The 22,696-nt window shown below is 72.7% G+C and carries 18 protein-coding genes and 1 pseudogene; 9 read left to right on the top strand and 10 right to left on the bottom strand.

Features of this window, described 5'->3' with window-relative positions:
* Positions 1-2 precede the first annotated feature (2 nt).
* From ACPPVO_RS59950 to dnaK, 10 genes and pseudogenes are all read right to left on the bottom strand, one after another.
* Positions 3-695, bottom strand: a complete 693-nt coding sequence (locus tag ACPPVO_RS59950) for a hypothetical protein (protein ID WP_426508893.1) — start codon at positions 693-695, stop codon at positions 3-5.
* 48 nt (positions 696-743) lie between these two features.
* The gene (locus ACPPVO_RS59955; RefSeq protein ID WP_426508895.1) at positions 744-1,109 is read right to left on the bottom strand and encodes a hypothetical protein; all 366 of its coding nucleotides are present in this window, start codon (positions 1,107-1,109) and stop codon (positions 744-746) included.
* 27 nt (positions 1,110-1,136) lie between these two features.
* A complete protein-coding gene (gene clpB, locus ACPPVO_RS59960) occupies positions 1,137-3,731 on the bottom strand; it encodes an ATP-dependent chaperone ClpB (protein WP_426508897.1) in 2,595 nt (864 codons plus the stop codon).
* 92 nt (positions 3,732-3,823) lie between these two features.
* Positions 3,824-4,993: a hypothetical protein gene (locus ACPPVO_RS59965; RefSeq protein ID WP_426508899.1), complete on the bottom strand. Its 1,170-nt coding sequence runs from the start codon at positions 4,991-4,993 to the stop codon at positions 3,824-3,826.
* The gene (locus ACPPVO_RS59970) at positions 4,990-5,559 is read right to left on the bottom strand and encodes a DUF1707 SHOCT-like domain-containing protein (protein WP_426508901.1); all 570 of its coding nucleotides are present in this window, start codon (positions 5,557-5,559) and stop codon (positions 4,990-4,992) included. Before ACPPVO_RS59970 ends, ACPPVO_RS59965 begins: the two co-directional genes overlap by 4 nt.
* Before the next feature lie 43 nt (positions 5,560-5,602).
* Positions 5,603-6,034 carry a hypothetical protein gene (locus ACPPVO_RS59975; RefSeq protein ID WP_426508903.1) on the bottom strand — a complete coding sequence of 144 codons (432 nt, stop codon included), beginning with the start codon at positions 6,032-6,034 and terminating at the stop codon, positions 5,603-5,605.
* A gap of 305 nt (positions 6,035-6,339) precedes the next feature.
* Positions 6,340-6,789 carry a heat shock protein transcriptional repressor HspR gene (locus ACPPVO_RS59980; RefSeq protein WP_426508904.1) on the bottom strand — a complete coding sequence of 150 codons (450 nt, stop codon included), beginning with the start codon at positions 6,787-6,789 and terminating at the stop codon, positions 6,340-6,342.
* Positions 6,779-8,005, bottom strand: coding sequence for a molecular chaperone DnaJ (gene dnaJ, locus ACPPVO_RS59985; RefSeq protein WP_426508906.1), 1,227 nt, complete (start codon positions 8,003-8,005; stop codon positions 6,779-6,781). The genes ACPPVO_RS59980 and dnaJ overlap by 11 nt, the downstream gene beginning before the upstream one ends.
* Before the next feature lie 25 nt (positions 8,006-8,030).
* Positions 8,031-8,654 (bottom strand): annotated as a pseudogene (gene grpE, locus ACPPVO_RS59990) (nucleotide exchange factor GrpE); the annotation flags it as partial.
* A 26-nt stretch (positions 8,655-8,680) separates the two neighbouring features.
* On the bottom strand, positions 8,681-10,552 hold the full coding sequence (gene dnaK, locus ACPPVO_RS59995) for a molecular chaperone DnaK (protein ID WP_360368255.1): 1,872 nt from the start codon (positions 10,550-10,552) through the stop codon (positions 8,681-8,683).
* 226 nt (positions 10,553-10,778) lie between these two features.
* Here dnaK and ACPPVO_RS60000 point away from each other — a divergent pair, with 226 nt between their 5' ends.
* The 9 genes from ACPPVO_RS60000 (at position 10,779) to ACPPVO_RS60040 (ending at position 22,446) form a co-directional block, all read left to right on the top strand.
* Entirely contained in the window at positions 10,779-12,593 is a 1,815-nt protein-coding gene (locus ACPPVO_RS60000; RefSeq protein WP_426508908.1) for a dynamin family protein, read from the top strand.
* A 94-nt stretch (positions 12,594-12,687) separates the two neighbouring features.
* Positions 12,688-14,343 (top strand): GTPase, encoded by a 1,656-nt coding sequence (locus tag ACPPVO_RS60005; RefSeq protein WP_426508910.1) that lies wholly within the window; start codon positions 12,688-12,690, stop codon positions 14,341-14,343.
* Complete coding sequence (locus ACPPVO_RS60010) at positions 14,318-14,758, top strand: hypothetical protein (protein WP_426508912.1); 441 nt, start codon at positions 14,318-14,320, stop codon at positions 14,756-14,758. Before ACPPVO_RS60005 ends, ACPPVO_RS60010 begins: the two co-directional genes overlap by 26 nt.
* Positions 14,758-15,618, top strand: coding sequence for a fructosamine kinase family protein (locus ACPPVO_RS60015; RefSeq protein WP_426508914.1), 861 nt, complete (start codon positions 14,758-14,760; stop codon positions 15,616-15,618). The genes ACPPVO_RS60010 and ACPPVO_RS60015 overlap by 1 nt, the downstream gene beginning before the upstream one ends.
* Before the next feature lie 19 nt (positions 15,619-15,637).
* Positions 15,638-16,678: a GTP 3',8-cyclase MoaA gene (gene moaA, locus ACPPVO_RS60020; protein ID WP_426508916.1), complete on the top strand. Its 1,041-nt coding sequence runs from the start codon at positions 15,638-15,640 to the stop codon at positions 16,676-16,678.
* Positions 16,675-16,920, top strand: a complete 246-nt coding sequence (locus tag ACPPVO_RS60025) for a MoaD/ThiS family protein (RefSeq protein WP_426508918.1) — start codon at positions 16,675-16,677, stop codon at positions 16,918-16,920. The genes moaA and ACPPVO_RS60025 overlap by 4 nt, the downstream gene beginning before the upstream one ends.
* A 4-nt stretch (positions 16,921-16,924) precedes the next feature.
* The gene (locus ACPPVO_RS60030; protein WP_426508920.1) at positions 16,925-18,157 is read left to right on the top strand and encodes a metallophosphoesterase; all 1,233 of its coding nucleotides are present in this window, start codon (positions 16,925-16,927) and stop codon (positions 18,155-18,157) included.
* A 36-nt stretch (positions 18,158-18,193) separates the two neighbouring features.
* Positions 18,194-21,403: a UvrD-helicase domain-containing protein gene (locus ACPPVO_RS60035; RefSeq protein WP_426508922.1), complete on the top strand. Its 3,210-nt coding sequence runs from the start codon at positions 18,194-18,196 to the stop codon at positions 21,401-21,403.
* A gap of 116 nt (positions 21,404-21,519) precedes the next feature.
* Positions 21,520-22,446: an LppU/SCO3897 family protein gene (locus tag ACPPVO_RS60040; RefSeq protein ID WP_426508924.1), complete on the top strand. Its 927-nt coding sequence runs from the start codon at positions 21,520-21,522 to the stop codon at positions 22,444-22,446.
* The last annotated feature ends 250 nt before the right edge of the window (positions 22,447-22,696 follow it).

Genomic DNA, 22,696 nt, shown 5'->3' on the forward strand with positions numbered 1-22,696 from the left:
AATCAGCCGCTGGGCGGTCCGTATCCGGGCTGGCCCGGCTGGCCCGGCTGACCCGGCTGCCCGGGGTAGCCGGGGCCGGGGTAACCGCCCGGGCCACCGGATCCGGGAACCGGCGGCTCCCACTGCTGCTCGGCCTTGCGGAAGTACGGGTGCGACGCCGGCAGCGCGAGCAGGACGATCGGAATCGCGATCGCGAGGACGACCAGGATGCTCAGCACCGTGGTGAGGGGCTGGTACCAGCCGGGGACCTGGGAGTACACGATCTCCTGATAACGGTCCCAGGTCGGCAGCTCCGGGCTGGTCTTGCGGGCCTGGTCCCAGAACGTCTGGGCGAACAGGGTCGCCCCGAGGCCGAAGGCGCTGCAGCACAGCGCGATGCCGCCCACGACCCAGGTCAGCACCCGCGCGACCTGGTTGCCGCGGCTCACGAAGTAGCCGAGCAGAACCAGGATCACGATGATGATGAAGCCGAGGACTACCCCGACCGTCGAGCCGATGCTCGTGGTCGCGGTCGAGCTGGCGGTCAGGCCGGCGTCTTCGTAGACCTTCTTGGTGCCCTCGGCGATCTTGCCGGCGTAGAGGAGCGAGAGGACAACGTTGATCACTTCAAGCCCGGCCGCCACGAAGAGCAGCGTGGAGGCGAGGCTGACGGTGGACGGCCGAGCGCGCGGCGCGTTCGGGACTGCGAATGACAAGTCGGTCTCCTCCCAGGAAATCCTGGGAGTCACCGTATCGATGTGACGCTAATCGCGCAGCCGCTCTTCCGCGTACCGTGACACGGTCGTGCTGCCCATGATGCAGCCGCTGAATGTCTTGACCTCGCCGCTCTGGCCGCGCAGCTTCTGCCAGGCCGAGCGCCCGGCCCCCGCGTCGGCGTGGGTGAGCAGCTCGGCGGCGTAGAGCCGCCCGGCCGGGGTGGCCTTGTCGAGCAGGGCCTCCAGCCGCGGGCGGAGCTCGCCGCCGTGCAACCGCAGGCCCTCCTCGACCGCGAAGTAGGCCTTGGTCGCGGGCAGGAGGGTGCCGGCGATGCCGACCCCGCCGAACGCCAGCGTGTCGGCCTGGGCGAGCAGCCGCAGCTCCTCGTCGTACGCCTGCTTCTTCCACAGCATCAGCGGCACTCCTCCCCAAACCCCGAGCTAGCCGGCCTGCACCGTGAGCGTCTTCTTGTCGTCCGACAGGTCGACCACCACACGGTCCCCGTCCCTGATCTCGCCGGCCAGAAGCGCCTTGGCGAGCTGGTCGCCGATCGACGTCTGGATCTGGCGGCGCAGGGGTCGAGCGCCGTACACCGAGTCATACCCAAGACTGGCCAGCCAGTCACGTGCCGCGTCGGAGACATCGAGCGTCAGCCGGCGGTCGGCCAGCCTCCGGCCCAGCCCATCGAGCTGAATCTCCACGATCGCCCGCAGGTCGGACGGCGACAACGCGTTGAACACCACCATGTCGTCGAGCCGGTTCACGAACTCCGGCTTGAAGTGGGTGCGCACGGCGGCGATCACCGCGTCGCTGCGCTGCTCCGGGTTGAGCGTCGGGTCGTCGGCGAGCACCTCCGAGCCGAGGTTCGAGGTCAGGACCAGGATCGTGTTGCGGAAGTCGACCGTGCGGCCCTGCCCGTCGGTGAGCCGGCCGTCGTCGAGCACGGCCAGCAGCACGTCGAACACGTCCGGGTGCGCCTTCTCCACCTCGTCGAGCAGCACGACCGTGTAGGGCCGGCGCCGCACCGCCTCGGTGAGCTGGCCGCCCTCCTCGTAGCCGATGTACCCGGGCGGCGCGCCGAGGAGCCGGGCGACCGTGTGCTTCTCGGCGTACTCGCTCATGTCGATGCGCACCATGGCGCGCTGGTCGTCGAAGAGGAACTCGGCCAGGGCCTTGGCCAGCTCGGTCTTGCCGACGCCGGTCGGGCCCAGGAACAGGAAGCTGCCGGTGGGCCGGTCGGGGTCGGCGACGCCGGCCCGGGCGCGGCGCACCGCGTCGGAGACGGCCTGGATCGCCGTGTCCTGCCCGATCACCCGGCTGTGCAGCGCCTCCTCCATGCGCAGCAGCTTGGTGGTCTCGCCCTCCAGGAGCCGGCCGGCCGGGATGCCCGTCCAGGCGGCGACCACGGCGGCGATGTCGTCGGCGGAGACCTCCTCCTTGAGCATCGCGCCCGCGGACTGCAGGGCGCCGAGCTCGCTCTCGGCCTGCTGGAGCTCCTTCTGCAGGCCCGGGATCACGGCGTAGCGCAGCTCCGAGACCTTCTCCAGGTCGTTGTCGCGCTCGGCCCGCTCGGCCTCGAGCCTCAGCTGCTCCAGCTGCTCCTTGGTGTTGGAGATCTTCTGGATGTGCGCCTTCTCGTTCTGCCACCGGTCGGTGAGCGCGGTAAGCGACTCCCGGCGGTCGGCCAGCTCGGCGCGCAGCCGCTGGAGCCGCTCGGCCGAGGCCGCGTCGGGCTCCTTGGCCAGCGCCATCTCCTCGATCTCGAGCCGGCGCACGCTGCGCTCGACCTCGTCCACCTCGGTCGGGCGCGAGTCGATCTCCATGCGCAGCCGGGAGGCCGCCTCGTCGACGAGGTCGATGGCCTTGTCCGGCAGGAAGCGGTCGGTGATGTACCGGTCCGACAGCGCGGCCGCCGCGACCAGCGCGGCGTCGGTGATCCGCACGCCGTGGTGCACCTCGTAGCGCTCCTTGAGCCCGCGCAGGATGCCGATGGTGTCCTCGGTCGACGGCTCGCCCACCACGACGGGCTGGAAGCGCCGCTCGAGCGCGGGGTCCTTCTCGATGTGCTCGCGGTACTCGTCAAGCGTCGTCGCGCCGACCATCCGCAGCTCGCCGCGGGCCAGCATCGGCTTGAGCATGTTGCCGGCGTCCATCGAGCCCTCGCCCTTGCCGGCGCCGACGACGGTGTGCAGCTCGTCGAGGAACGTGATGACCTGGCCGTTGGATCCCTTGATCTCCTCGAGCACGGACTTGAGCCGCTCCTCGAACTGGCCGCGGTACTGCGCGCCCGCGACCATCGCGCCGAGGTCGAGGCTGACCAGGCGCTTGTCGCGCAGCGACTCGGGCACGTCACCGGCGATGATGCGCTGGGCCAGGCCCTCCACGATCGCGGTCTTGCCCACGCCGGGCTCGCCGATGAGCACCGGATTGTTCTTGGTACGCCGGGACAGCACCTGGATCACGCGGCGGATCTCGGCGTCGCGGCCGATCACCGGGTCGATCTTGCCGTCCCGGGCGGCCTGGGTCAGGTCGACGCCGTACTTCTCCAGCGCCTGGAAGGTCTGCTCCGAGTCGGCCGAGGTCACCTTGCGATCGCCCCCGCGCACCTGCGGGAACGCCGCGACCAGGCTCTGCTCGGTCGCACCGGCCTCCTTCAGCAGCGTGGCGACCTGCCCGCCGACACGGGCCAGGCCCGCCAGCAGGTGTTCGGTCGAGGTGTACTCGTCGCCCAGCGGGCGGGCGACCTGCTCGGCGGCCGCGATCGCGTTGGCGAACTCACGGGCGACGTTGGGCTCCACCACGCTCGCGCCGCGCGCGCTCGGCAGCTTCTCGACGGCGTGCAGGGCGGCCCGGCGCACGTCGGCGGGGTTGGCCCCCACCGCGCGCAGCAGACCGGCGGCGGTCGACCCGCCCGTGTCCAGCAGCGCCAGGAGCAGGTGCCAAGGTTCAACGGTCGCGTGTCCGCGCTGGCTCGCCGCGTCCACGGCGGCCTTGATGACCTCGCGACTCTTGGTGGTCAGGCGTTCGGCGTTCATCGACTCCTCGTTCCAGTGCGTCCTTCAGGAGGTACGACACCCACGAGGTTGAGTCTATTCCACTCAAGTCTCAATTGCCGAGCGTCCCGCCACTAGCGCGAGGAGACTCCCACGTGTATCCAGTCACACCCCTGGTCACCGACGGTGCAGAGCCAGACGTCGCCGGACTGCTGGGCGGGGTACCCCAGAATCGTCGTGGCATCGAGGCGCCGCAGCCGGAAGATCAGGCGGGCCCCGGTGTCGCGGACGCGCTGCTGGCCGTCGAGGAGCCAGACGCCCTGGCCGCTGGCGATGAGCAGCCGGTGGGCGGGCAGCACCTCGGCGCTGAAGACCTGGGCGACCTCGCGCATCGCGGTCGACTCGGTCCAGCCCGCGGCCGCGCCGTCCCTGCCCGCCACCATGTGGGCCGCGAACTGGGGCCCGACCAGCCAGACGTCGCCGCCGTCGGGCGAGACCACGGGCCGCACGACGGCGTTGGCCTGGGACGCGAACGCGTTGCCCTGCGCCTTCCAGCTGTGCCCGTGGTCGGAGCTGCTCCAGACGCTGATCGTGGTGCCGGCGGCCGGCGAGGAGCCGGGCGCGCCCCCGGCCGCGCGGGCGGTCAGCCAGAGCGTGCCGTCGGCGGCCGCGGCGAGTCCGGTCCACTCGTGCTGGCCGGACGGGCGGCCGGGCAGCGGGGCGCGGTTGCCGTCGTCGCCCACGATCCACGGCTGGGCGTCGGAGCAGCCGGTCGCGGCGGGGTCCTGGCAGCCGACCGAGAACTGCGGTTCGGCGAGGTTGAGCTCCACCGGCGGCGGGGTGAGCGGGCGGCGCTGGAAGGTGCGGCCGCTGTCGCGGGAGATGAAGTACCCGTCCGGCGCCGCCTTGATGATCAGCACGTTGCCCCGGCCGAGCCGCATGTCCACGTCGATCGCGTCGTTGAAGGGCAGCGCGCGCTCGACCCAGCTGGAGCCGCCGTCGAGGGTCAGCGCGAGCCCGGCCTTGCACGCGCCCCCGGCCACGCACGAGGTGAACAGCGCATAGCCGGTGCCGGCGTCGACGAACTCGACGCCGCGGGGCGAGGTGCCCTTCGGCACCGGCACCACGTTCTGCCGGTCGGTGGGGTTGGCGCTCGGGTACGCGGTCGGCATGTCCTCGTAGGACACGTCGCCGTCCGTGGGCTGCGCCGGCTCCGGGGTGCTGTTCGGCGCGCACGAGCCCGCGCTCAGCGTCGAGACCAGGGCGGCGGCGAGCGCAAGAACCAGAACCGGCCGCCGCTTCACCAGCGCCAGCGGAGGAACCGGCGCTGGTAGCGCACGCGGACGTTGCTGCTGCGCACCTCGCCGCCGATGCGGAAGACGATCCCGGAGCCGGCCGCGTCGTACGCCGCCGGCACCTTCTGCTTGAGCGAGCTCGAGTGCGGCGCGATGCTGTCGATGTCGGCGGTCGCCCCGGGCGGCAGCACCAGCTCGATCCGGCTGGCGCGGGCCTCCAGCCGCACCTCGACGAGCTGGGTGGTGAACTGGGCCTCGGTGAAGTCGAGCTTGACCGATCCGGCGCGGGTGCTGATGAGCAGCCGCCGCGGCACCGTCCAGCGCCCGACCCGCTTGAGGCTGGACGACTGGTTGCGGATCTCCAGCTGCTCCGGGGCCGCGATGGGGCCCTTCTGGGGCAGGTCGCCGACGTAGGGCTCGATCTCGCCGAACGTCCGGCAGCGCAGCACGCCGTCGACGCGCTCCTCGAACTCGGCGAGCGTCAATCGCCCTTCGGCGACAGCGGCATTCAGCTGAGCGACCACGACCTCCCGCTCAGCGTCGGAGATACGCATGTCCGGCCGGTCAGCGCTCACGACGACACTGTAGTGGGTGTTGCCCCGTTGAGGGAGCGTCGGTTCAGCTCAGCCTTCGCGGCTGGCGGACCAGGCCGCCCTCGCACCAGTCGTGGTATTCGAACAGGTCGGGACGGGCCAGGAGCATGCGCGCGTTGTGGGCCCAGACCGACAGCAGCTCGTCGCCGTGCTCCTCGGCCTGCTCCACGAACTTCCTCAGGCGCCGCTTGGGGTGCGCCCGGAAGTGCGTGCGGATGCCGTCGGCGGCATAGATGTACATGCAGTGCAGGGCGAAGCGGCGCGCCGGGCAGGCCGGGTCCATGGCCAGCTCGAAGAGGGTGCCGATGAGCCGGTCGCCGGCCACCAGCAGGTCCCAGTCACTGGGCATGGTCGACAACAGCGATGCGTCGGGGTGGTAGGCCCACGCGCGCAGTTCGGCCGGGGTAGGGTCGACCGGGTTCTCGAAGCCCCGGAATCCCGCCTCTGTCACACTCACCGTCAGCTCCCGTGGCCAGCGGGTCACGACCGGCGGAGTCCGTCCCGCCCGGGTCCTGGTTGGCGACAACTTAGCCCGCATCCACCTGGCATGGGAAGAGCCGAGCGGTTGCTTACCGTGGGTGAACCACCACATAGACGGATATGTCATCCGAAAGTGCCACCAAAACGAGGGGCGTCCCGCGAAAGCGAGACGCCCCTCGAGGTGACCACACCCCTTGCGCTCGTCGCTCCGGTCAGCCTCCGGAACGACCGCACCATTCCCTGTCGCACTGGTGCCCGTGACGTGCGCGGGCCAAACGTGCGTCAGCCGCTCTTTGTCGGACGCCACACCACGAGCGCGGTCTGGTGCTGGCTGGACGGCACCAGATCGCGGCGCGGGAAGCCCGCCGCCTCGATCTGGGCCAGCCGTGTGCGGGTCCGCACGAGCTCGGCCTCCAGCTCGGCCACCCGCTGCCGCAGGTCGCCGACCTGACCCTCCAGCTCGATGATCCGCTTGATGCCGGCCAGGTTGACGCCCTGCTCCTGGCTGAGCCGCTGCACCTCGCGGAGCAGCGCGACGTCGCGCTCGCTGTAGCGGCGCCCGCCGCCGGACGTGCGGCCGGGCTGCACCAGACCCATGCGGTCGTACTGCCGCAGGGTCTGCGGGTGCATCCCGGCCAGCCGCGCCGCGATCGAGATGATCAGCACCTTCGCGTCGGAGACCGCCTCGAAGCTGATGAAGATCTCGCGCTCGGTGCCGTCGTCATCGTTCATAACTGCTTCGCTCCCGGGCGATGGCGTCCAGCCGCTCCCGAGGGGCCGGCGGCGCCGCGGCCGCATAGTCGGACAGCGCCTGCCGGGCCTTCTCGGACAGCTCGGCCGGCACGTGGACATCGATGGTGACCAGCAGGTCACCCACGTTGCCGTCGCGCCGGGCGACGCCCTTGCCGCGCACCCGCAGCGTCCGCCCGCTGGGCGTGCCCGGGGGCACCCGCAGCGTCACGGTCGAGTCGAGCGTCGGCACGCGCAGGTCGGCCCCGAGCGCCGCCTCCGCGAACGTCACCGGCACCGTCAGCGTCAGGTCGTCGCCGCTACGGCCGAAGACCGGGTCGGGACGGACCTTGATGAGCACGAACAGGTCGCCGGGCGACCCGCCCCGGGTGCCCGGCTCGCCGCGGCCGGCCAGCCGGATGCGCTGGCCGTCGGCCACGCCGGCCGGGATGCGCACGTTTATCGTGCGGGTCTTGGTGACCCCGCCGGTCCCGTGGCACTCCGGGCACTTCTCGTCGACGATCGTGCCCACGCCCTGGCACTCGCGGCAGGGCTCGGTGAAGCTGAACGAGCCCTGGTTGCTGCTCACGACGCCCAGGCCGCGGCACTTCGGGCAGGTGCGCGGGGCCGTGCCGGGCGCGGCCCCGTTGCCGTGGCAGGTCTCGCAGGTGCCGGGCGTGCGCAGGGTGATGGGCAGCGTCGCGCCCTGCACCGCGTCGACGAAGTTGAGCACGACCTCGGTTTCGACGTCCCGCCCCCGGCTGCGCCGTCCCGTCGCGGGGGCAGCACCGCCGCCCGAGAAGATCGAGCTGAACAGGTCCGAGAAGCCGGCACCGCCGAAGCGCCGGTCCGCGCCCGCCCCCGCCGGACCGCCGCCACCAGCGGCGGACCCGGCGTTGCCGAACAGGTCGGTGAAGTCGAACCCGGGCCCGCCCGCCCCCGCCGGGCCACCGGCCCGGGCGTTGCGGCGGAACTGGCCCGCGCCGAACAGCGACCGCATCTCGTCGTACTCTTTGCGCCGCGCCGGGTCGGAGAGCACGTCATACGCCTCCGACACCGCCTTGAACCGCTCCTCGGCCGCCGCGTTGTTCGGGTTGCGGTCGGGGTGCAGCTCACGCGCGAGCTTCCGGTACGCCTTCTTGATCTCGTCGGTGGAAGCGGATTTGGTGACGCCCAGAACCGCGTAGAAATCCTTTTCCAACCAGTCCTTCGAACTCATCGCGCCACCTCCTCCAGGCGTTCGTCTACTCCGGGTCGGCGACCGCGACCAGCGCCGGTCGCAGCAGCCGCTCGCCGAGGAGATAGCCGCGCCGCATCACGTCGATGCAGGTCGGCTCGCTCACCTCGGCCGAGGTCAGATGGGCCACCGCCTCATGGCGGGTGGGGTCGAACGGGTCGCCCTTGGCCCCGAAGACAGTGAGCCCGAACTTGGTCAGCGCCGCGGTGAGCTGCTCCGCCACCGCCCCGAACGGCCCGACCAGGTCGCCGTGGTCGCGCGCCCGGTCGAGGTCGTCGAGGACGGGCAGCAGCGCGCCCAGCACGTTGGCGCTGGCCTGCTCGACCACCGCCGTCCGGTCGCGGTCGACCCGCTTGCGGTAGTTGGCGTACTCGGCGGTGACCCGCTGGAGGTCCCGCGTGCGCTCGTCGAGCTCGGTGCGCAGGGCCGCCAGCTCCGCGCCCAGCCCGTGCTGGTGCGCGTCGTCGGTGGTGCCCTGCGCCGCCGCCTGGTTCGGACCGTCGGTGGACCGGTGCACCGTGAACGCCTCGTCCACGATCTCCCCTTCCACCGGCTTCTCCTCTTCCGGCTCCTCGGTGGCCCCCGCCGTCACGGTCTCGTCGACCGTGACGGCTTCGTCCTCAGGGGCCTCCGGCTCGGCCGGCTTCTTGGCATCCGTCACTTCTTGTTGTCCTCGTCGATGATCTCGGCGTCGACGACGTCATCCGGGCCGTTGCCGCCGGCCTGGGCACCCGTCGCGCCCGCGCCGGTCGCACCGCCCGTGGCGCCGGCGGCGTCATCGGCGGTCTGCTGGCGCTGCTGCTCGTACAGCGCGCTGCCGGCCTGCTGCGAGACCTGGGCGAGCTTCTCGTGCGCCGCCTTGATCCGCTCGGTGTCGTTACCGCCGAGCGCGCTGCGCAGGTCGCCCAGCGCCTCGTTCATCTGCTCGCGGGACTCGGCCGGGATCTTGTCGCCGCTCTCGGCGAGGAACTTCTCGGTCTGCCACTGCAGGGCCTCGGCCAGGTTGCGGGTCTCGGCCTCCTCGCGGCGGCGCTTGTCCTCGTCGGCGTGGTCCTGCGCGTCGCGCATCATCCGCTCGATGTCGTCCTTCGGCAGCGCCGAGCCGCCGGTGATCGTCATCGACTGCTCCTTGCCCGTGCCCAGGTCCTTGGCGGACACGTGCACGATGCCGTTGGCGTCGATGTCGAAGGTGACCTCGATCTGCGGCACGCCGCGCGGCGCCGGCGGGATGCCGGTCAGCTCGAAGGTTCCGAGGCGCTTGTTGTACGCCGCCATCTCCCGCTCGCCCTGGAAGACCTGGATGAGCACGGAGGGCTGGTTGTCGTCCGCGGTCGTGTAGACCTCGGAGCGCTTGGTCGGGATCGTCGTGTTGCGCTCGACCAGCTTGTGCATGATGCCGCCCTTGGTCTCGATGCCCAGCGACAGCGGGGTGACATCGAGCAGCAGGACGTCCTTGACCTCGCCCTTGAGCACGCCGGCCTGCAGGGCGGCGCCGACGGCGACGACCTCGTCCGGGTTGACGCCCTTGTTGGGCTCCTTGCCGGTGAGCTGCTTGACCAGGTCGGTCACGGCCGGCATACGGGTCGAGCCGCCGACGAGGATGACGTGGTCGAGCTTGGCGACGTTGATACCGGCGTCCTTGATCGCCGACTCGAACGGCACCTTGGTCCGGTCGAGCAGGTCCTGCGTCATCCGCTGGAACTCCGAGCGCGACAGCTGGGTGTCCAGGTGCAGCGGGCCGTCGGGGCCGGCGGTGATGTAGGGCAGGTTGATCGACGTCGTGGTGGCCGCGGACAGCTCGATCTTGGCCTTCTCGGCCGCCTCACGCAGTCGCTGCATGGCCATCTTGTCGGCCGACAGGTCGATGCCGTGCTGGCCGCGGAAGGTCTTGACCAGGTGGTCGATCACGCGCTCGTCCCAGTCGTCGCCACCGAGGTGGTTGTCGCCGGAGGTCGACTTGACCTCCACGACGCCCTCGGCGAGCTCGAGGACGGAGACGTCGAAGGTGCCGCCGCCGAGGTCGAAGACCAGGACGGTCTGCTCCTTGGAGCCCTTGTCCAGGCCGTAGGCGAGGGCCGCGGCGGTGGGCTCGTTGACGATGCGCAGCACGTTGAACCCGGCGATCTCGCCGGCCTCCTTCGTGGCGGTGCGCTGAGCGTCGTTGAAATATGCCGGCACGGTGATGACCGCGTCGGTGATCTGCTCGCCCAGGTAGGCCTCGGCGTCGCGCTTGAGCTTCATGAGGACCCGCGCGGAGATCTCCTGCGGGGTGTACTTCTTGCCGTCGATGTCGATGGCCCAGTTGGTGCCCATCTCACGCTTGACGGAGCGGATGGTCCGGTCCGGGTTGGTGACGGCCTGCCGCTTGGCGACCTCACCGACGAGCACCTCGCCGTTGCGGGCGAAGGCGACGATGGAGGGCGTCGTGCGCGCACCTTCGGCGTTGGCGATGACGCTGGGCTCGCCGCCCTCCAGGACACTGACCACCGAGTTGGTGGTTCCGAGGTCGATGCCGACCGCACGTGCCATAGCTCTATGACCTCCATGGGGCAGTCGGCGGAAGCCGCCGGCCGCGAAGTTGAGTGACTGTCACTCAATAGTGCCACGTGACTCTCGATCGTCAAGTGGAACCTTGAGTCCATCTGACGCAACTCCGGCGGGGCCGGGGTGATTCCCGGGTGTGATTGCGCACGGTGGCATCGATGCTCACGGCCATTGCATGGCGCTCAGGAGCCGCATCATGGACGATTTACCCGTGACCACACAGGGCGAGTCGGTGTCCGCCCGGTCGACGGGCCCGACCCCTTCGTCGGATGCCCCATCGTCCGGTCGTCCACCGCGCCCGCGTGACGCAGACCACACAACGGCCGACTCGCTGCCGGAGCGCCTAGTCGAGCTGCGCGACACGGTCCGGGCGACCCGGTTCGCGCTGCCGCTGCCCAGCGCCGAGCGGGCCGGCACCGTCGCCAAGGCGATGGTCGCCCAGCTCGACGACTACCTGCTCCCCCGGCTCGAGCGCCTCGACGCCCCGCTGCTCGTGGTCGTCGGCGGCTCCACCGGGGCCGGCAAGTCCACGCTGGTCAACAGCCTGGTCCGCACCCCGATCAGCCCGGCCGGCGTGCTGCGCCCGACCACCCGCGCCCCGGTGCTGGTCTGCCACCCGGCCGACATGTCCTGGTTCTCGCGGGCCAACCTGCTGCCGTCGCTCGCCCGCACCAGCGGCCCCAGCGGCGACACCCGCTCCCTGCAGGTCGTCTCGGCCCAGGCCCTGACCCCGGGCCTCGCCCTGCTCGACGCGCCCGACATCGACTCCGTCGTCGACGCCAACCGCCAGCTCGCCGGGCAGCTGCTCGCGGCGGCCGACCTCTGGCTCTTCGTCACCACCGCGTCCCGCTACGCCGACGCCGTGCCCTGGAACCTGCTGCGCACCGCGCGCAACCGGGGCACCGCCGTCGCGCTGGTGCTCGACCGCGTGCCCGGCGGCGGGGCCGCGAACGAGATCGCCCCGCACCTGACCCAGATGCTGCAGGAGCAGGACCTGGGCGGGGTATCGCTGTTCGTACTGCCGGAGACCCGCCTCGACAGCCAGGGCCTGCTCGGCGAGGCGCAGATCGGCACGCTGCACGACTGGCTCGGCCGGCTCGCCCGCGACGCCGACGCCCGCGCGGCCGTGGTGCGCCAGACCGTCGGCGGGGCCATCGACGCGCTCACCGTCGACGTGGTGATCCTCGCGGCCGCCGCCGAGGACCAGGTCGCCGCGGCCAAGGCGCTCACCGAGGCGGTGCACGTCGCCTACCGGGCCGCCACCGAGTCGGTCGAGAAGGGCATCCACGACGGCGCGCTGCTGCGCGGCGAGGTGCTCGCCCGCTGGCAGGAGCTCGTCGGCACCGGCGACATCATGCGTGCGCTGCAGGCCCGCGTCGGCAAGCTGCGCGACCGCGCCGTGGCCGCGATCACCGGGCGCCCGGCACCGGGCGAGCGGTTCCAGCAGGCGCTCACCTCGGGGCTCGCGATCCTGCTCAAGGGGGCCGCGACCGACGCCGCCGAGCGGGCCGGCACCGCGTGGAAGGCCCACCCGGCCGGGGCCGCGCTGCTCGAGGCCACGCCCGGCCTCGTGCACCCGTCCGACGACCTCGACGAGCGCATCGAGCGGCTCGTGCGCGACTGGCAGCGTTCGGTGCTCGACCTGGTGCGCACCGAGGCCGGCGACAAGCGCGTGGTCGCCAGGGCCAGCGCCTACGCGGTGAACGCGACCGGCCTGCTGGTGATGGTCAGCGTCTTCGCGGCGACGGCGTTCATCCCGACCGGGGCCGAGATCGCGGTCGCCGGCGGCACGACGATCGCGGCCCAGAAGGTGCTCGAGGCGATCTTCGGCGACCAGGCCGTGCGTACCCTGGCCGAGCGCGCCCGGCAGAGCCTCGCCGAGCGGGTCGCGGAGCTCTTCGCCACCGAGGCCGGCCGCTTCAGCAGCGCCCTGACCGGCGCCGGCGTGGACGAGGACCTCTCGCCCCGGCTGCGCACGCTGAGCACCGAAATCCACAACGCCCGCTCCGAGGTGGACCAACCGTGAGCGGTCCGGAGCGAAGCGGAGGGGCCGCGATCAATAGACGCAGCCTGTCAGGCTGGGGCCGGCGCCGCCCCCTGTGCGAGGCGGAGGTGACGGCATGAGCCTGGTCGAGCGGGTGAAGCAGATGGTGCCGCGGCAGCCCGTCAACGCCGATCGGCTGGTCGGGCGGGTCGAGGCGCTGCACCGGTTCGTCGTCGCGGCCGAGGGCCACGTGCCGGAGGACCGGCTCGTCACCGCCCGCACCGTGATCGACCGCTCCGGCGAGCGGCTGCGCCTGTCCCGGGCCCACACCGTCATCGCTCTGGCCGGGGCCACCGGCAGCGGCAAGTCGAGCCTGTTCAACGCGGTCTCCGGGTTCCAGCTGTCGCGGGTCGGGGTACGCCGCCCGACGACCGGCGTCGCGCACGCCTGCGTGTGGGGCCAGGCCGGCGCCGGCCCGCTGCTCGACTGGCTGGGCGTGCCCCCGAACCGGCGGTTCACCCGCGAGAGCGCGCTGGACGGCGACGACCAGGCGGCCCTGCGCGGCCTCGTCCTGCTCGACCTGCCCGACTTCGACTCGGTGCTGGAGCAGCACCGCCTGGAGGTCGACCGGCTGCTGCGCCTGGTCGACCTCGTGGTCTGGGTGCTCGACCCGCAGAAGTACGCCGACCGCGTCGTCCACCAGCAGTACCTCGCCCAGTTCCAGCGCCACCGCGACGTGACAGTGGTCGTGCTCAACCAGGCCGACCGGCTCAACCGGGCCGACGCCGAGCGCCTCGTCGCCGACCTCGGCCGGCTGCTCGAGGAGGACGGCCTCGGCGGCGTGCCGGTGTTCGCCACCTCGGCCAAGGGCCAGCCCGGCCTCGGCGCGCTGCGGGGCGCCCTGGAGCGGGCGGTCGCCCAGCGGCAGGCCGCGCTCCTGCGCCTCAACGGTGACGTCACCGACGCGGTCGCCGACCTGCAGCCGCTGGTCGGCACCGGATCAAAAGCTTCGGCGGCGGTACCGCGGCAGACGGTCGACCGCCTCTCCGGCGCGCTCGCCGAGGCCGCCGGCGCCCCGATCGTGGCCGCGGCGACCGAGCGCACCTACCGGCACCGGGCCACCGCCTCCCTCGGCTGGCCCCTGCTGCGCTGGGCCCGCCGCCTGCGGCCCGACCCGCTCAAGCGCCTGCACCTGGAGGCCGGGCCGGTCGTGGCCCCCGACGCCAGCTCGCTGCCGGAGTCCACGGCCGCGCAGAAGGCCGCGGTGACGCTGGCCGCCCGCGAGGTCGCCGCGCAGGCCGGCGGCGGGCTGCCGGAGCCGTGGCCGACCGCGATCACCACCGCGTCGCGCTCGCGGGTCGACGACGTGCCCGACGCGCTCGACGTCGCCGTCGCCTCCGCGGATCTCGGCCTGTCCCGCCGGCCCGCCTGGTGGCGGCTGGTCGGCGCGCTGCAGTGGCTCGGCGCCGCGACCGCCCTGGCCGGGCTGGTCTGGCTCGCCGTGCGGGCCGTGTTCGCCCTGCTCGGCCTGCCCGACGTCGGCGGGCCCACGGTCGGCTCCGGGGTTCCGCTGGCCACCGTGCTGCTCGGCGGCGGGCTGCTGTTCGGGCTGCTGCTCGCCGTCGTCGTGCGCCCCTTCGCCGCCATCGCCGCGCGCCGCGCCCGGGCCCGGGCCGAACGCCGGATGCGCAGCGCGATCGCCGGGGTCGCCCGCACCCACATCGTGGCGCCGGTGGAGGAGGTGCTGCGCTCGTACGATGACGCGCGTGAAGCCCTCGCCGCCGCCGCGTAAGCTCCTCCGCCCCGTCCGCCGGCTTGGCTTCGCCGCCCTGGGCCTGGTCAACCTGGTCTGGGGCGCGTGGGCAGTCGCGGCCCCGCACCACTTCTTCAACACCTTCCCGGGCTTCGGGCTGCACTGGACGGCGTCGTACCCGCCGTTCAACCAGCACCTCACCGTCGACCTCGGCGCCACCATGCTGACCCTGGCCGTCCTGTTCGCCGGCGCCGCGATCGCCGACCGGCCCGCGGTCAGCTGGCTCACCGGGGTCGCCACGGCCGTCTTCGGCACGCTGCACTTCGGCTACCACGCCCTGCACGCGGGCCACATGGGCACCGCCGACCGCGTGCTGAGCCTGCTGAGCCTGATCGGCGGAGCCGTGCTCCCTCCGGCCCTCGCCGCGAGCCACCATCTGGAAGAGTCCGAATAATGGACCTGCAGTACCTGCGGGAGCACCCGGCCCAGCTGCCCGTCTTCATCAAGCACCAGCGCATCCGCGAGACGCCGGTGCCGGGCGGCTCGATCTGCACGGCCCAGCGGCTGACCCTCGACGACGGCGGCTCGATCTTCGCCAAGTCCCTCGCCGACCCGCCCCCGGGGTTCTTCGCCGCCGAGGCCGCGGGCCTGCGCTGGCTGCGCGCGGCCGGCGCCGCCCGGGTGCCCGAGATCATCGCCGAGCTGCCGGACCTGCTGGCCCTGGAGTGGATCGACCACGGCGAGGCGACCCCGGAGGGCGCCGAGGAGCTCGGGCGGGGGCTGGCCGGCCTGCACCGCGCGGGCGCCGACGCGTTCGGGGCGCCCTGGCCCGGGTACATCGGCACGCTCCCGCTGCCCAACGAGCCCTCGGCCCAGCCCTGGGGCGAGTGGTTCGCCGAGCACCGCCTGCTCCCCTTCCTGGAGGCGTCGACCGGCGCGCTGACCCGCGACGACATCGCCGCGGTCGAGCGGGTGATGAGCGGCATCGCCGGCTACGGCGGGGACGAGCCCCCGTCGCGCATCCACGGCGACCTGTGGCCCGGCAACGTGCTGTGGGACCGCGACGGCCGGGGCTGGCTCGTCGACCCGGCCGCACACGGCGGGCACCGCGAGACCGACCTGGCGCTGCTCGGGCTGTGGGGCGGGGTGGTGCACCACGACCGGCTCCTGGCGGCGTACCGCGAGGCGTGGCCGCTGGCCGACGGCTGGCCGGAGCGGGTGCCGCTGCACCGCCTGTACCTGATGCTCGTGCACACCGCGCTGTTCGGCGCGTCCTACGGGGACTCCGTCCGGGCACTGCTTCGGGCGCTCTGAACCGGGTACCGTTCGATGCATGACCCCATCGGCATCGCAGGAACCCCCCGGGGCCGGTCTGGGTGACCGGTTCGGGCGCGTGGCGACCGATTTGCGGGTCTCGCTGACCGATCGGTGCAACCTGCGCTGCACCTACTGCATGCCCGCCGAGGGCCTCGACTGGCTGCCGAACCCGTCGCTGCTGACCGACGCCGAGATCGTGCGGCTCATCGACGTCGCCGTGCACCGCCTCGGCGTCACCGAAGTCCGCTTCACCGGCGGCGAGCCGCTGCTGCGCCGCGGGCTGGTCGAGATCGTCCGGGCCGTCGCCGCGCTGACCCGCCGCCCGCGCATGATGCTCACCACCAACGGCATCGGCCTCGCCCGCCTCGCCGAGCCGCTCGCCGCCGCCGGGCTCGACCGGGTCAACGTCTCGCTCGACACCACCGACCCGGCCCAGTTCAAGGCGCTCACCCGCCGCGACCGGCACGCCGACGTGGTCGCCGGGCTCGCCGCGTCCGCCGCGGCCGGGCTGCTGCCGGTGAAGATGAACGCGGTGCTGCTGCGCGGGGTCAACGACGACGAGGCCGTGGGCCTGCTCGCGTTCGCCCTCGAGCGCGGCTACGAGCTGCGGTTCATCGAGCAGATGCCGCTCGACGCGGGGCACACCTGGCGGCGCGAGGAGATGGTCACCGGGGCCGAGATCCTCGCGGCCCTGCGCTCGGCCTACACGCTGCGGCCCGACCCCGACGCACGCGGCGGCTCGCCGGCCGAGACCTGGATCGTCGACGGGCACGCCGCGGTCGGCGGCGGCCCGGCCCGGGTCGGGGTGATCGCCAGCGTGTCGAGCCCGTTCTGCGGCGCCTGTGACCGGACCCGTCTGACCGCCGACGGCGCGATCCGCTCCTGCCTGTTCAGCCAGGAGGAGACCGACCTGCGCGGGGCGCTGCGGGGCGGCGCCGGCGACGAGGAGCTGGCCGACCTGTGGCGCAAGGCGATGTGGGCCAAGCCGGCCGGCCACGGCATCGACGACCCGAAGTTCCTGCAGCCCGCCCGGCCCATGTCTGCCATCGGAGGATGACCGAGTTGCTGCTCGTCCGCTACTTCGCGGGGGCCCGCGCGGCCGCCGGCGTGCCCGAGGAGAAGGTCGAGGCCGCGACCCTGGCCGACCTGGTCGCGACGGTGACCGCCGACCGACCGCGCCTCGCCGGCGTGGTGACCGCCTGCTCGTTCCTGGTCGACGGCACCGCCTGGCGGGACCGGGACGCCGCCCTGCCCACGGCCGCGACGGTCGACGTGCTGCCCCCGTTCGCGGGCGGCTGAGCCGGTGATCGCCGTCCTCCTGGTGGTCGTGCTCATCGTCGTCGGGGGCATCCACTGGTACCTCTGGAAGCGCCTGGTCAGGGACACCACCCGCACCCGCCGCGCCCGCATCATCGGCTCCGTGATCGCGGTGCTGCTGGCCCTGGTGATCCCCGCGACCCTGGCGCTGTCGCGGGTCCTGCCGCACTCGCGGCAGGCGATCGTGGCCTGGCCCGGCTTCCTCTGGCTCGCGCTGATGTTCTACCTGCTGGTCACGCTGCTGATCCTGGAGGTACCGCGGCTGGCGATACGCCTCTGGACGCACCGTTCCCGCCCGGGTGTAGCCGCCCCCGCCGTCCCGGACGGTGACGTCGAAGAGAGCACCGCGTTCGCCGCCGAGCCGCCGCCCGCGCCCGTCGCGGCCGATCCGGCCTTCGACGCGGGACGGCGCCTGCTGCTCGGCCGGTCGCTCGCCGTCACCGCGGGCGTGCTGTCCGCGAGCGCCGTGGGCATCGGGGTGTACCAGGCCATGAGCGCCCCGAACCTGAAGCACGTCCCCATCCGGCTGGCCAAGCTGCCCGCGAGCATGGACGGCTTCCGCATCGCTGTGGTGTCCGACATCCACCTCGGCCCGCTGCTGGGCCGCTCGCACACCGAGCGCATCGTGCGAATGATCAACTCGGTCGACGCGGACCTCGTCGCGGTCGTCGGCGACCTGGTCGACGGCAGTGTCGCCGAGCTCGGCGCGGCCGCCGAGCCGCTGCAGGACCTGCGCGGCAAGCACGGCAGCTTCTTCGTCACCGGCAACCACGAGTACTTCTCCGGCTACCAGGAGTGGGTCGACGAGGTGAACTCGCTTGGCGTGCGGGTCCTGCGCAACGAGCGCGTCGACGTGCTCGGCCTCGACCTCGCCGGGGTGAACGACCTCAGCGGCAAGGACGTCGGCGACGGCCCCGACTTCGGCAAGGCGCTCGACGGCCGCGACCCCGCCCGCCCCGTGGTGCTGCTCGCCCACCAGCCGATCCAGGCCCACGACGCGGCCCGGCACGGCGTCGACCTGCAGCTGTCCGGGCACACCCACGGCGGGCAGATGGTGCCGTTCAACCTGCTCGTGGGCCTGCAGCAGCCGATCGTGGCCGGCCTCGGCACGGTCGACGGCACCCAGGTCTACGTCACCCGCGGCGCCGGCTTCTGGGGCCCGCCCGTCCGCTTCGGCGCACCCCCGGACATCTCGATCGTCGAGCTCCACGGCGCGTAGCGGGCGACGCGTGGGGCTGCTGTGACAGGATGCAGCGTGCCTTCGAACGCCGCTACCGACTCGTTCGTCGCGGACCTGCACATCCACTCGAGGTACTCCCGGGCGTGCAGTCGTGACCTCAGCATCGAGACGCTCACCTGGTGGGCGCGGCGCAAGGGCATCGCCCTGCTCGGCACCGGCGACTTCACCCACCCCGCCTGGTTCGACCACCTGCGCGAGGCGCTGGTGCCGGCCGAGCCGGGCCTCTACCGCCTGCACCCCGACCGCGAGGCCGACATCCTGCGCCGGCTGCCGGCCCGCCTCGGCGGGGCCGATGTCGCCGCGCGGTTCATGCTGTCCGTCGAGATCTCCACGATCTACAAGCGCGGCGACCGTACCCGCAAGGTCCACCACCTGATCTACCAGCCCGACTTCGACGCGGTCGCCCGCTTCAACACCGCGCTCGGGCGGATCGGCAACCTCGGCTCCGACGGCCGCCCGATCCTGGGCCTGGACTCCCGCGACCTGCTGGAGATCACCCTGGAGGCGAGCCCGGACGGCTTCCTCGTCCCGGCGCACATCTGGACGCCCTGGTTCTCCGCGCTCGGCTCCAAGTCCGGCTTCGACGCCATCGCCGACTGCTACGCCGACCTCGCCGAGCACATCTTCGCCGTGGAGACCGGCCTCTCCTCCGACCCGGAGATGAACTGGCGGGTGTCGTCGCTGGACCGGTACCGGCTGGTGTCCAACTCCGACGCGCACTCCGCGCCGGCGTTGGCCCGGGAGGCGACGCTGCTGCGCGGCGACCTGTCCTACCTCGGCGTCCGCGACATGCTGCGCACCGGCGAGGGCCTGGTCGGCACGCTCGAGTTCTTCCCCGAGGAGGGCAAGTACCACGCCGACGGCCACCGCGCCTGCGACGTGAACTGGCCCCCGGCCCGCACCCGCGAGGCCCAGGGCCGCTGCCCCGAGTGCGGCAAGCCGCTCACCGTCGGGGTGCTGCACCGGGTCGAGGAGCTCGCCGACCGGCCCGAGGGCTTCACGCCACCCGGCGCGCCCGGGGTCACCCACCTGATCCAGCTGCACGAGATCCTCGGCGAGATCAACGGGGTCGGCCCGAAGTCGAAGACCGTCGACGAGAAGCTCGCGGCCCTGGTGGCGGAGCTCGGGCCGGAGCTGTCGATCCTGCGCTCGGTGCCGGTCGAGGACGTGGCCCGGGCCGGCGGCGAGCTGCTCGGCGAGGCCATCGCGCGGCTGCGGCGCGGGCAGGTGCGGCGCACGCCCGGATACGACGGGGAGTACGGCGTCATCAAGCTGTTCGACCCCTCCGAGCTGCGCGTGAACGCCCACGAGGACGTTCTGTTCGAGGTGCCGATGCCGGCTCTGCCCAAGCAGCGCAAGGCCGAGCCGGCCCCCAAGGCCCAGCCCCGGCGGCGGCGGAACGGGCCCGCGGAGGCCGCCCCGCCGCCCCCGCCGATCGCCCCGCCGCCCTCGCCGCACGAGCCCCTCGAGCCGATGCTCGCCGGGATGGAGGAGGTCGGCACCGGGCTGCTCGACCGGCTCGACGCGCTACAGCGGGTCGCGGCCTCGGCGCCCGGCGGGCCGCTGCTCATCGTGGCCGGCCCCGGCACCGGCAAGACCCGCACGCTGACCCACCGGGTCGCGTACCTCTGCGCCGAGCTGGGCGTCTACCCGGAGGAGTGCCTGGCGATCACGTTCACCCGCCGGGCCGCCGAGGAGCTGCGCGAGCGGCTCGAGGGGCTGCTCGGGCCGGTCACCGAGGCGATCACGGTCTCCACGTTCCACGCGCTGGGCTTGTCCGTGCTGCGCGAGAACGCGGCCGCGGTCGGGCTCACCTCGCAGTTCCGCATCGCCGAGGAGGCCGACCTGCTGGCCGCGCTCGAGCCGCTGAGCGAGCGGGAGGCGCGCCGGGCGCTCGCGGCGATGGAGCCCTCGACCCGGGAGACGCTGGCCAAGGCGCTGCGGGCGCGCGACCTGGTGTCGCTGGACGAGCTGCTCACGCTGCCCGTCGAGCTGCTGCGCGAGACGCCGGCGCTGGTGGAGCGGTACCGCGCGCGCTGGCGGTGGATCTTCGTGGACGAGTACCAGGACGTCGACCCGGTGCAGTACGAGCTGCTGCGGCTGCTGTGCCCGCCCGGCGGCAACCTGTGCGCGATCGGCGACCCCGACCAGGCGATCTACTCCTTCCGCGGCGCCGAGGTCTCTTTCTTCCTGCGCTTCGCCGCCGACTTCTCCACGCGCGAGGTCGACGCCCGGGTCGTCCGGCTGACCCGCAACTACCGCTCGTCGGCGCCGATCCTGGCCGCCGCGGTGCAGGCGATCGCCCCGACCACGCTGGTGCCGGGGCGGCGGCTCGACCCGGCCCGGCTCGACCTCGAGGCCCCGATCGTCGGCCTGTACCCGGCCGCGTCCGTCGCCGACGAGGCGGACTTCGTCGTGCGTACCATCGACGAGCTGGTCGGCGGCCTGTCGCACCGCTCGCACGACGGCCGCGTCGACTCCCGCGCCGCCATCGGCGCGATGTCGTTCTCGGACATCGCCGTGCTGTACCGCACCGACGCCCAGGCCGCGCCGATCGTCGACGCGCTGAGCCGGGCCGGTGTACCCGTGCAGAAGCGCTCGCACGACCGCCTGCTGGACCGCCCCGGGGTCGCCGCCATCGCCCGCGAGCTGCGCTACGCCGACGGCCTCGGCGGCTCGATCGCGGCCCGCGTCCGCCTGGCCGGCCAGGTCGTCGCCGGTCGCTGCGGCACGCTGGACAGCGACCTGATGGCCCTGGGCGAGGCCGACGTGTGGAACGCCGTCGACCTGATGACCCCGCTCGCGCGGCGGGCCGGCAGCGACCTCGAGGAGTTCCTCCGCGCGCTGGCCACCGGGGCCGAGGTCGACGGCTGGGACCCGCGCGCCGACCGGGTGAACCTGCTGACCCTGCACGCCTCGAAGGGGCTCGAGTTCCCCGTCGTGTTCCTGGTCGGCGTCGAGGACGGCCTGCTGCCGCTGCGGCCCTTCGCGGGCGCCCAGCAGACCGGCGACGACGTCGCCGAGGAGCGCCGGCTGTTCTTCGTCGGGCTCACCCGCGCCCAGGACCGGCTGTTCGTGTCGCACAGCCGCAGCCGTTTCCGCTACGGATCCGAGCGCGAGATGGCGCCGTCCCCGTTCCTCGCCGCGATCGACCCGGGCCTGCTGGAGCGGCGTGGCCCGGCGGCTCCGCGCCGGCCCAAAGATCGACAGTTGCGCCTGATCTGAACTCTTTTTGGCGTGGATCCGTGAGGTCAAGGGGGCATGGGGGAGAGCTACCGTTGCTGCATTGACGCCGATAGGCTCACCAAGCCGACCACCGGCCGCAGGACCAGGAGGACATCATGTCGGGTTACGGACCGCCGGGCGGACCGTACCAGGGTCAACCTCAGGACCCATGGGGGCAGGGCGGTCAGCCGGATCCCTATGGCGACCAGGGCCAGGGCCAGCAGCCTTCGTGGGGCCCGCCGCCGGACCAGAACCCCGGCCAGGGCGGCGGACGCCAGGGCGGCGGTGGCGGCTACGGCCAAGGTGGCGGCTACGGCCAGGGCGGCGGTGGTGGCGGTGGCTACGGTGACCGCGGCTACGGCGAGCCCAACACCGGCTACGGCAACCAGGGCTATGGCAACCAGGGGTACGGCAACCAGGGCGGCTACCCCGACCAGGGCTACGACGACCGGCGCGGCGGCTACGACGACCGCACCTACCAGCAGCCCGGCGGCGGCTACCAGCCCTACGGCAACGAGCCCGGCTACCGGGACGAGCCGCAATGGGGCCCGCCCCCGGAGCCGGAGGAGAAGAAGCGCTCCGGCGGCACGGTCGCGCTGGTCGCGATCCTGGTGCTGCTGCTGCTCGGTGGCGCCGGCGTCGGCGTGTACTACTACGTCCTGAAGGACAAGAAGACCGACACGAGCAACCCGCCGGCGGCCCAGTCCTCGGGCAAGCCCGGCGCCTCCGCCCCGGCCGCCGGCAACGGCGGGCAGTCGACGCCGCCGAGCGCGGCGCCGTCGGCCAGCAAGCCCGGCGTGCAGGCCGGCGACGCGGCCTCGGTCCAGGTCGGCGAGTGCCTCAAGAACGTCGGCACGAGCAACGACAAGCCGCAGATGCAGAAGGTCCAGTGCGGGCCGGGCGCCTACGAGGTGCTCAAGCGCATCCCCGGCACGACCGACAAGAACAAGTGCGAGGGCACCCCGGGCTACTCCCACAACTACTTCTTCGACAGCCCGGTCGACGCCAACGACTTCGTGCTCTGCCTGAAATTGCGCAGCTGAGCTGCGGTTTTACCGAAGGCCCGGGTCCTCGCCCGGGCCTTCGGCGTTTTCGGGCCCCCTTGCGACGAGGCCCCGAACGGGTGTAGTACATTAGTTCGAGCCAGCCATCGAACGCGTGTTCGGTAAGCTTCGATGGTGCCTTATAAGGCTTTCTTGCGTGCGCGCTAGAAAGCCGTAGATGTTCCACGACGACACGCCGTAGAGGTTCCTCTACGCGGTTCTAGCCTGCGCGCTAGAAAGCCCGATACTG

Origin of the sequence: Dactylosporangium sp. McL0621, assembly GCF_049995355.1 — a bacterium.
Lineage (GTDB): Bacteria > Actinomycetota > Actinomycetes > Mycobacteriales > Micromonosporaceae > Dactylosporangium.

Bases quoted from the DNA above. Each gene is read 5' to 3' on its own strand.
- ACPPVO_RS59955 (WP_426508895.1), bottom strand. From the start codon at position 1,109: ATGCTGTGGAAGAAGCAGGCGTACGACGAGGAGCTGCGGCTGCTCGCC.
- clpB (WP_426508897.1), bottom strand. From the start codon at position 3,731: ATGAACGCCGAACGCCTGACCACCAAGAGTCGCGAGGTCATCAAGGCC.
- ACPPVO_RS59980 (WP_426508904.1), bottom strand. From the start codon at position 6,789: ATGAACGATGACGACGGCACCGAGCGCGAGATCTTCATCAGCTTCGAG.
- dnaJ (WP_426508906.1), bottom strand. From the start codon at position 8,005: ATGAGTTCGAAGGACTGGTTGGAAAAGGATTTCTACGCGGTTCTGGGC.
- dnaK (WP_360368255.1), bottom strand. From the start codon at position 10,552: ATGGCACGTGCGGTCGGCATCGACCTCGGAACCACCAACTCGGTGGTC.
- ACPPVO_RS60005 (WP_426508910.1), top strand. From the start codon at position 12,688: ATGAGCCTGGTCGAGCGGGTGAAGCAGATGGTGCCGCGGCAGCCCGTC.
- ACPPVO_RS60015 (WP_426508914.1), top strand. From the start codon at position 14,758: ATGGACCTGCAGTACCTGCGGGAGCACCCGGCCCAGCTGCCCGTCTTC.
- moaA (WP_426508916.1), top strand. From the start codon at position 15,638: ATGACCCCATCGGCATCGCAGGAACCCCCCGGGGCCGGTCTGGGTGAC.
- ACPPVO_RS60025 (WP_426508918.1), top strand. From the start codon at position 16,675: ATGACCGAGTTGCTGCTCGTCCGCTACTTCGCGGGGGCCCGCGCGGCC.
- ACPPVO_RS60040 (WP_426508924.1), top strand. From the start codon at position 21,520: ATGTCGGGTTACGGACCGCCGGGCGGACCGTACCAGGGTCAACCTCAG.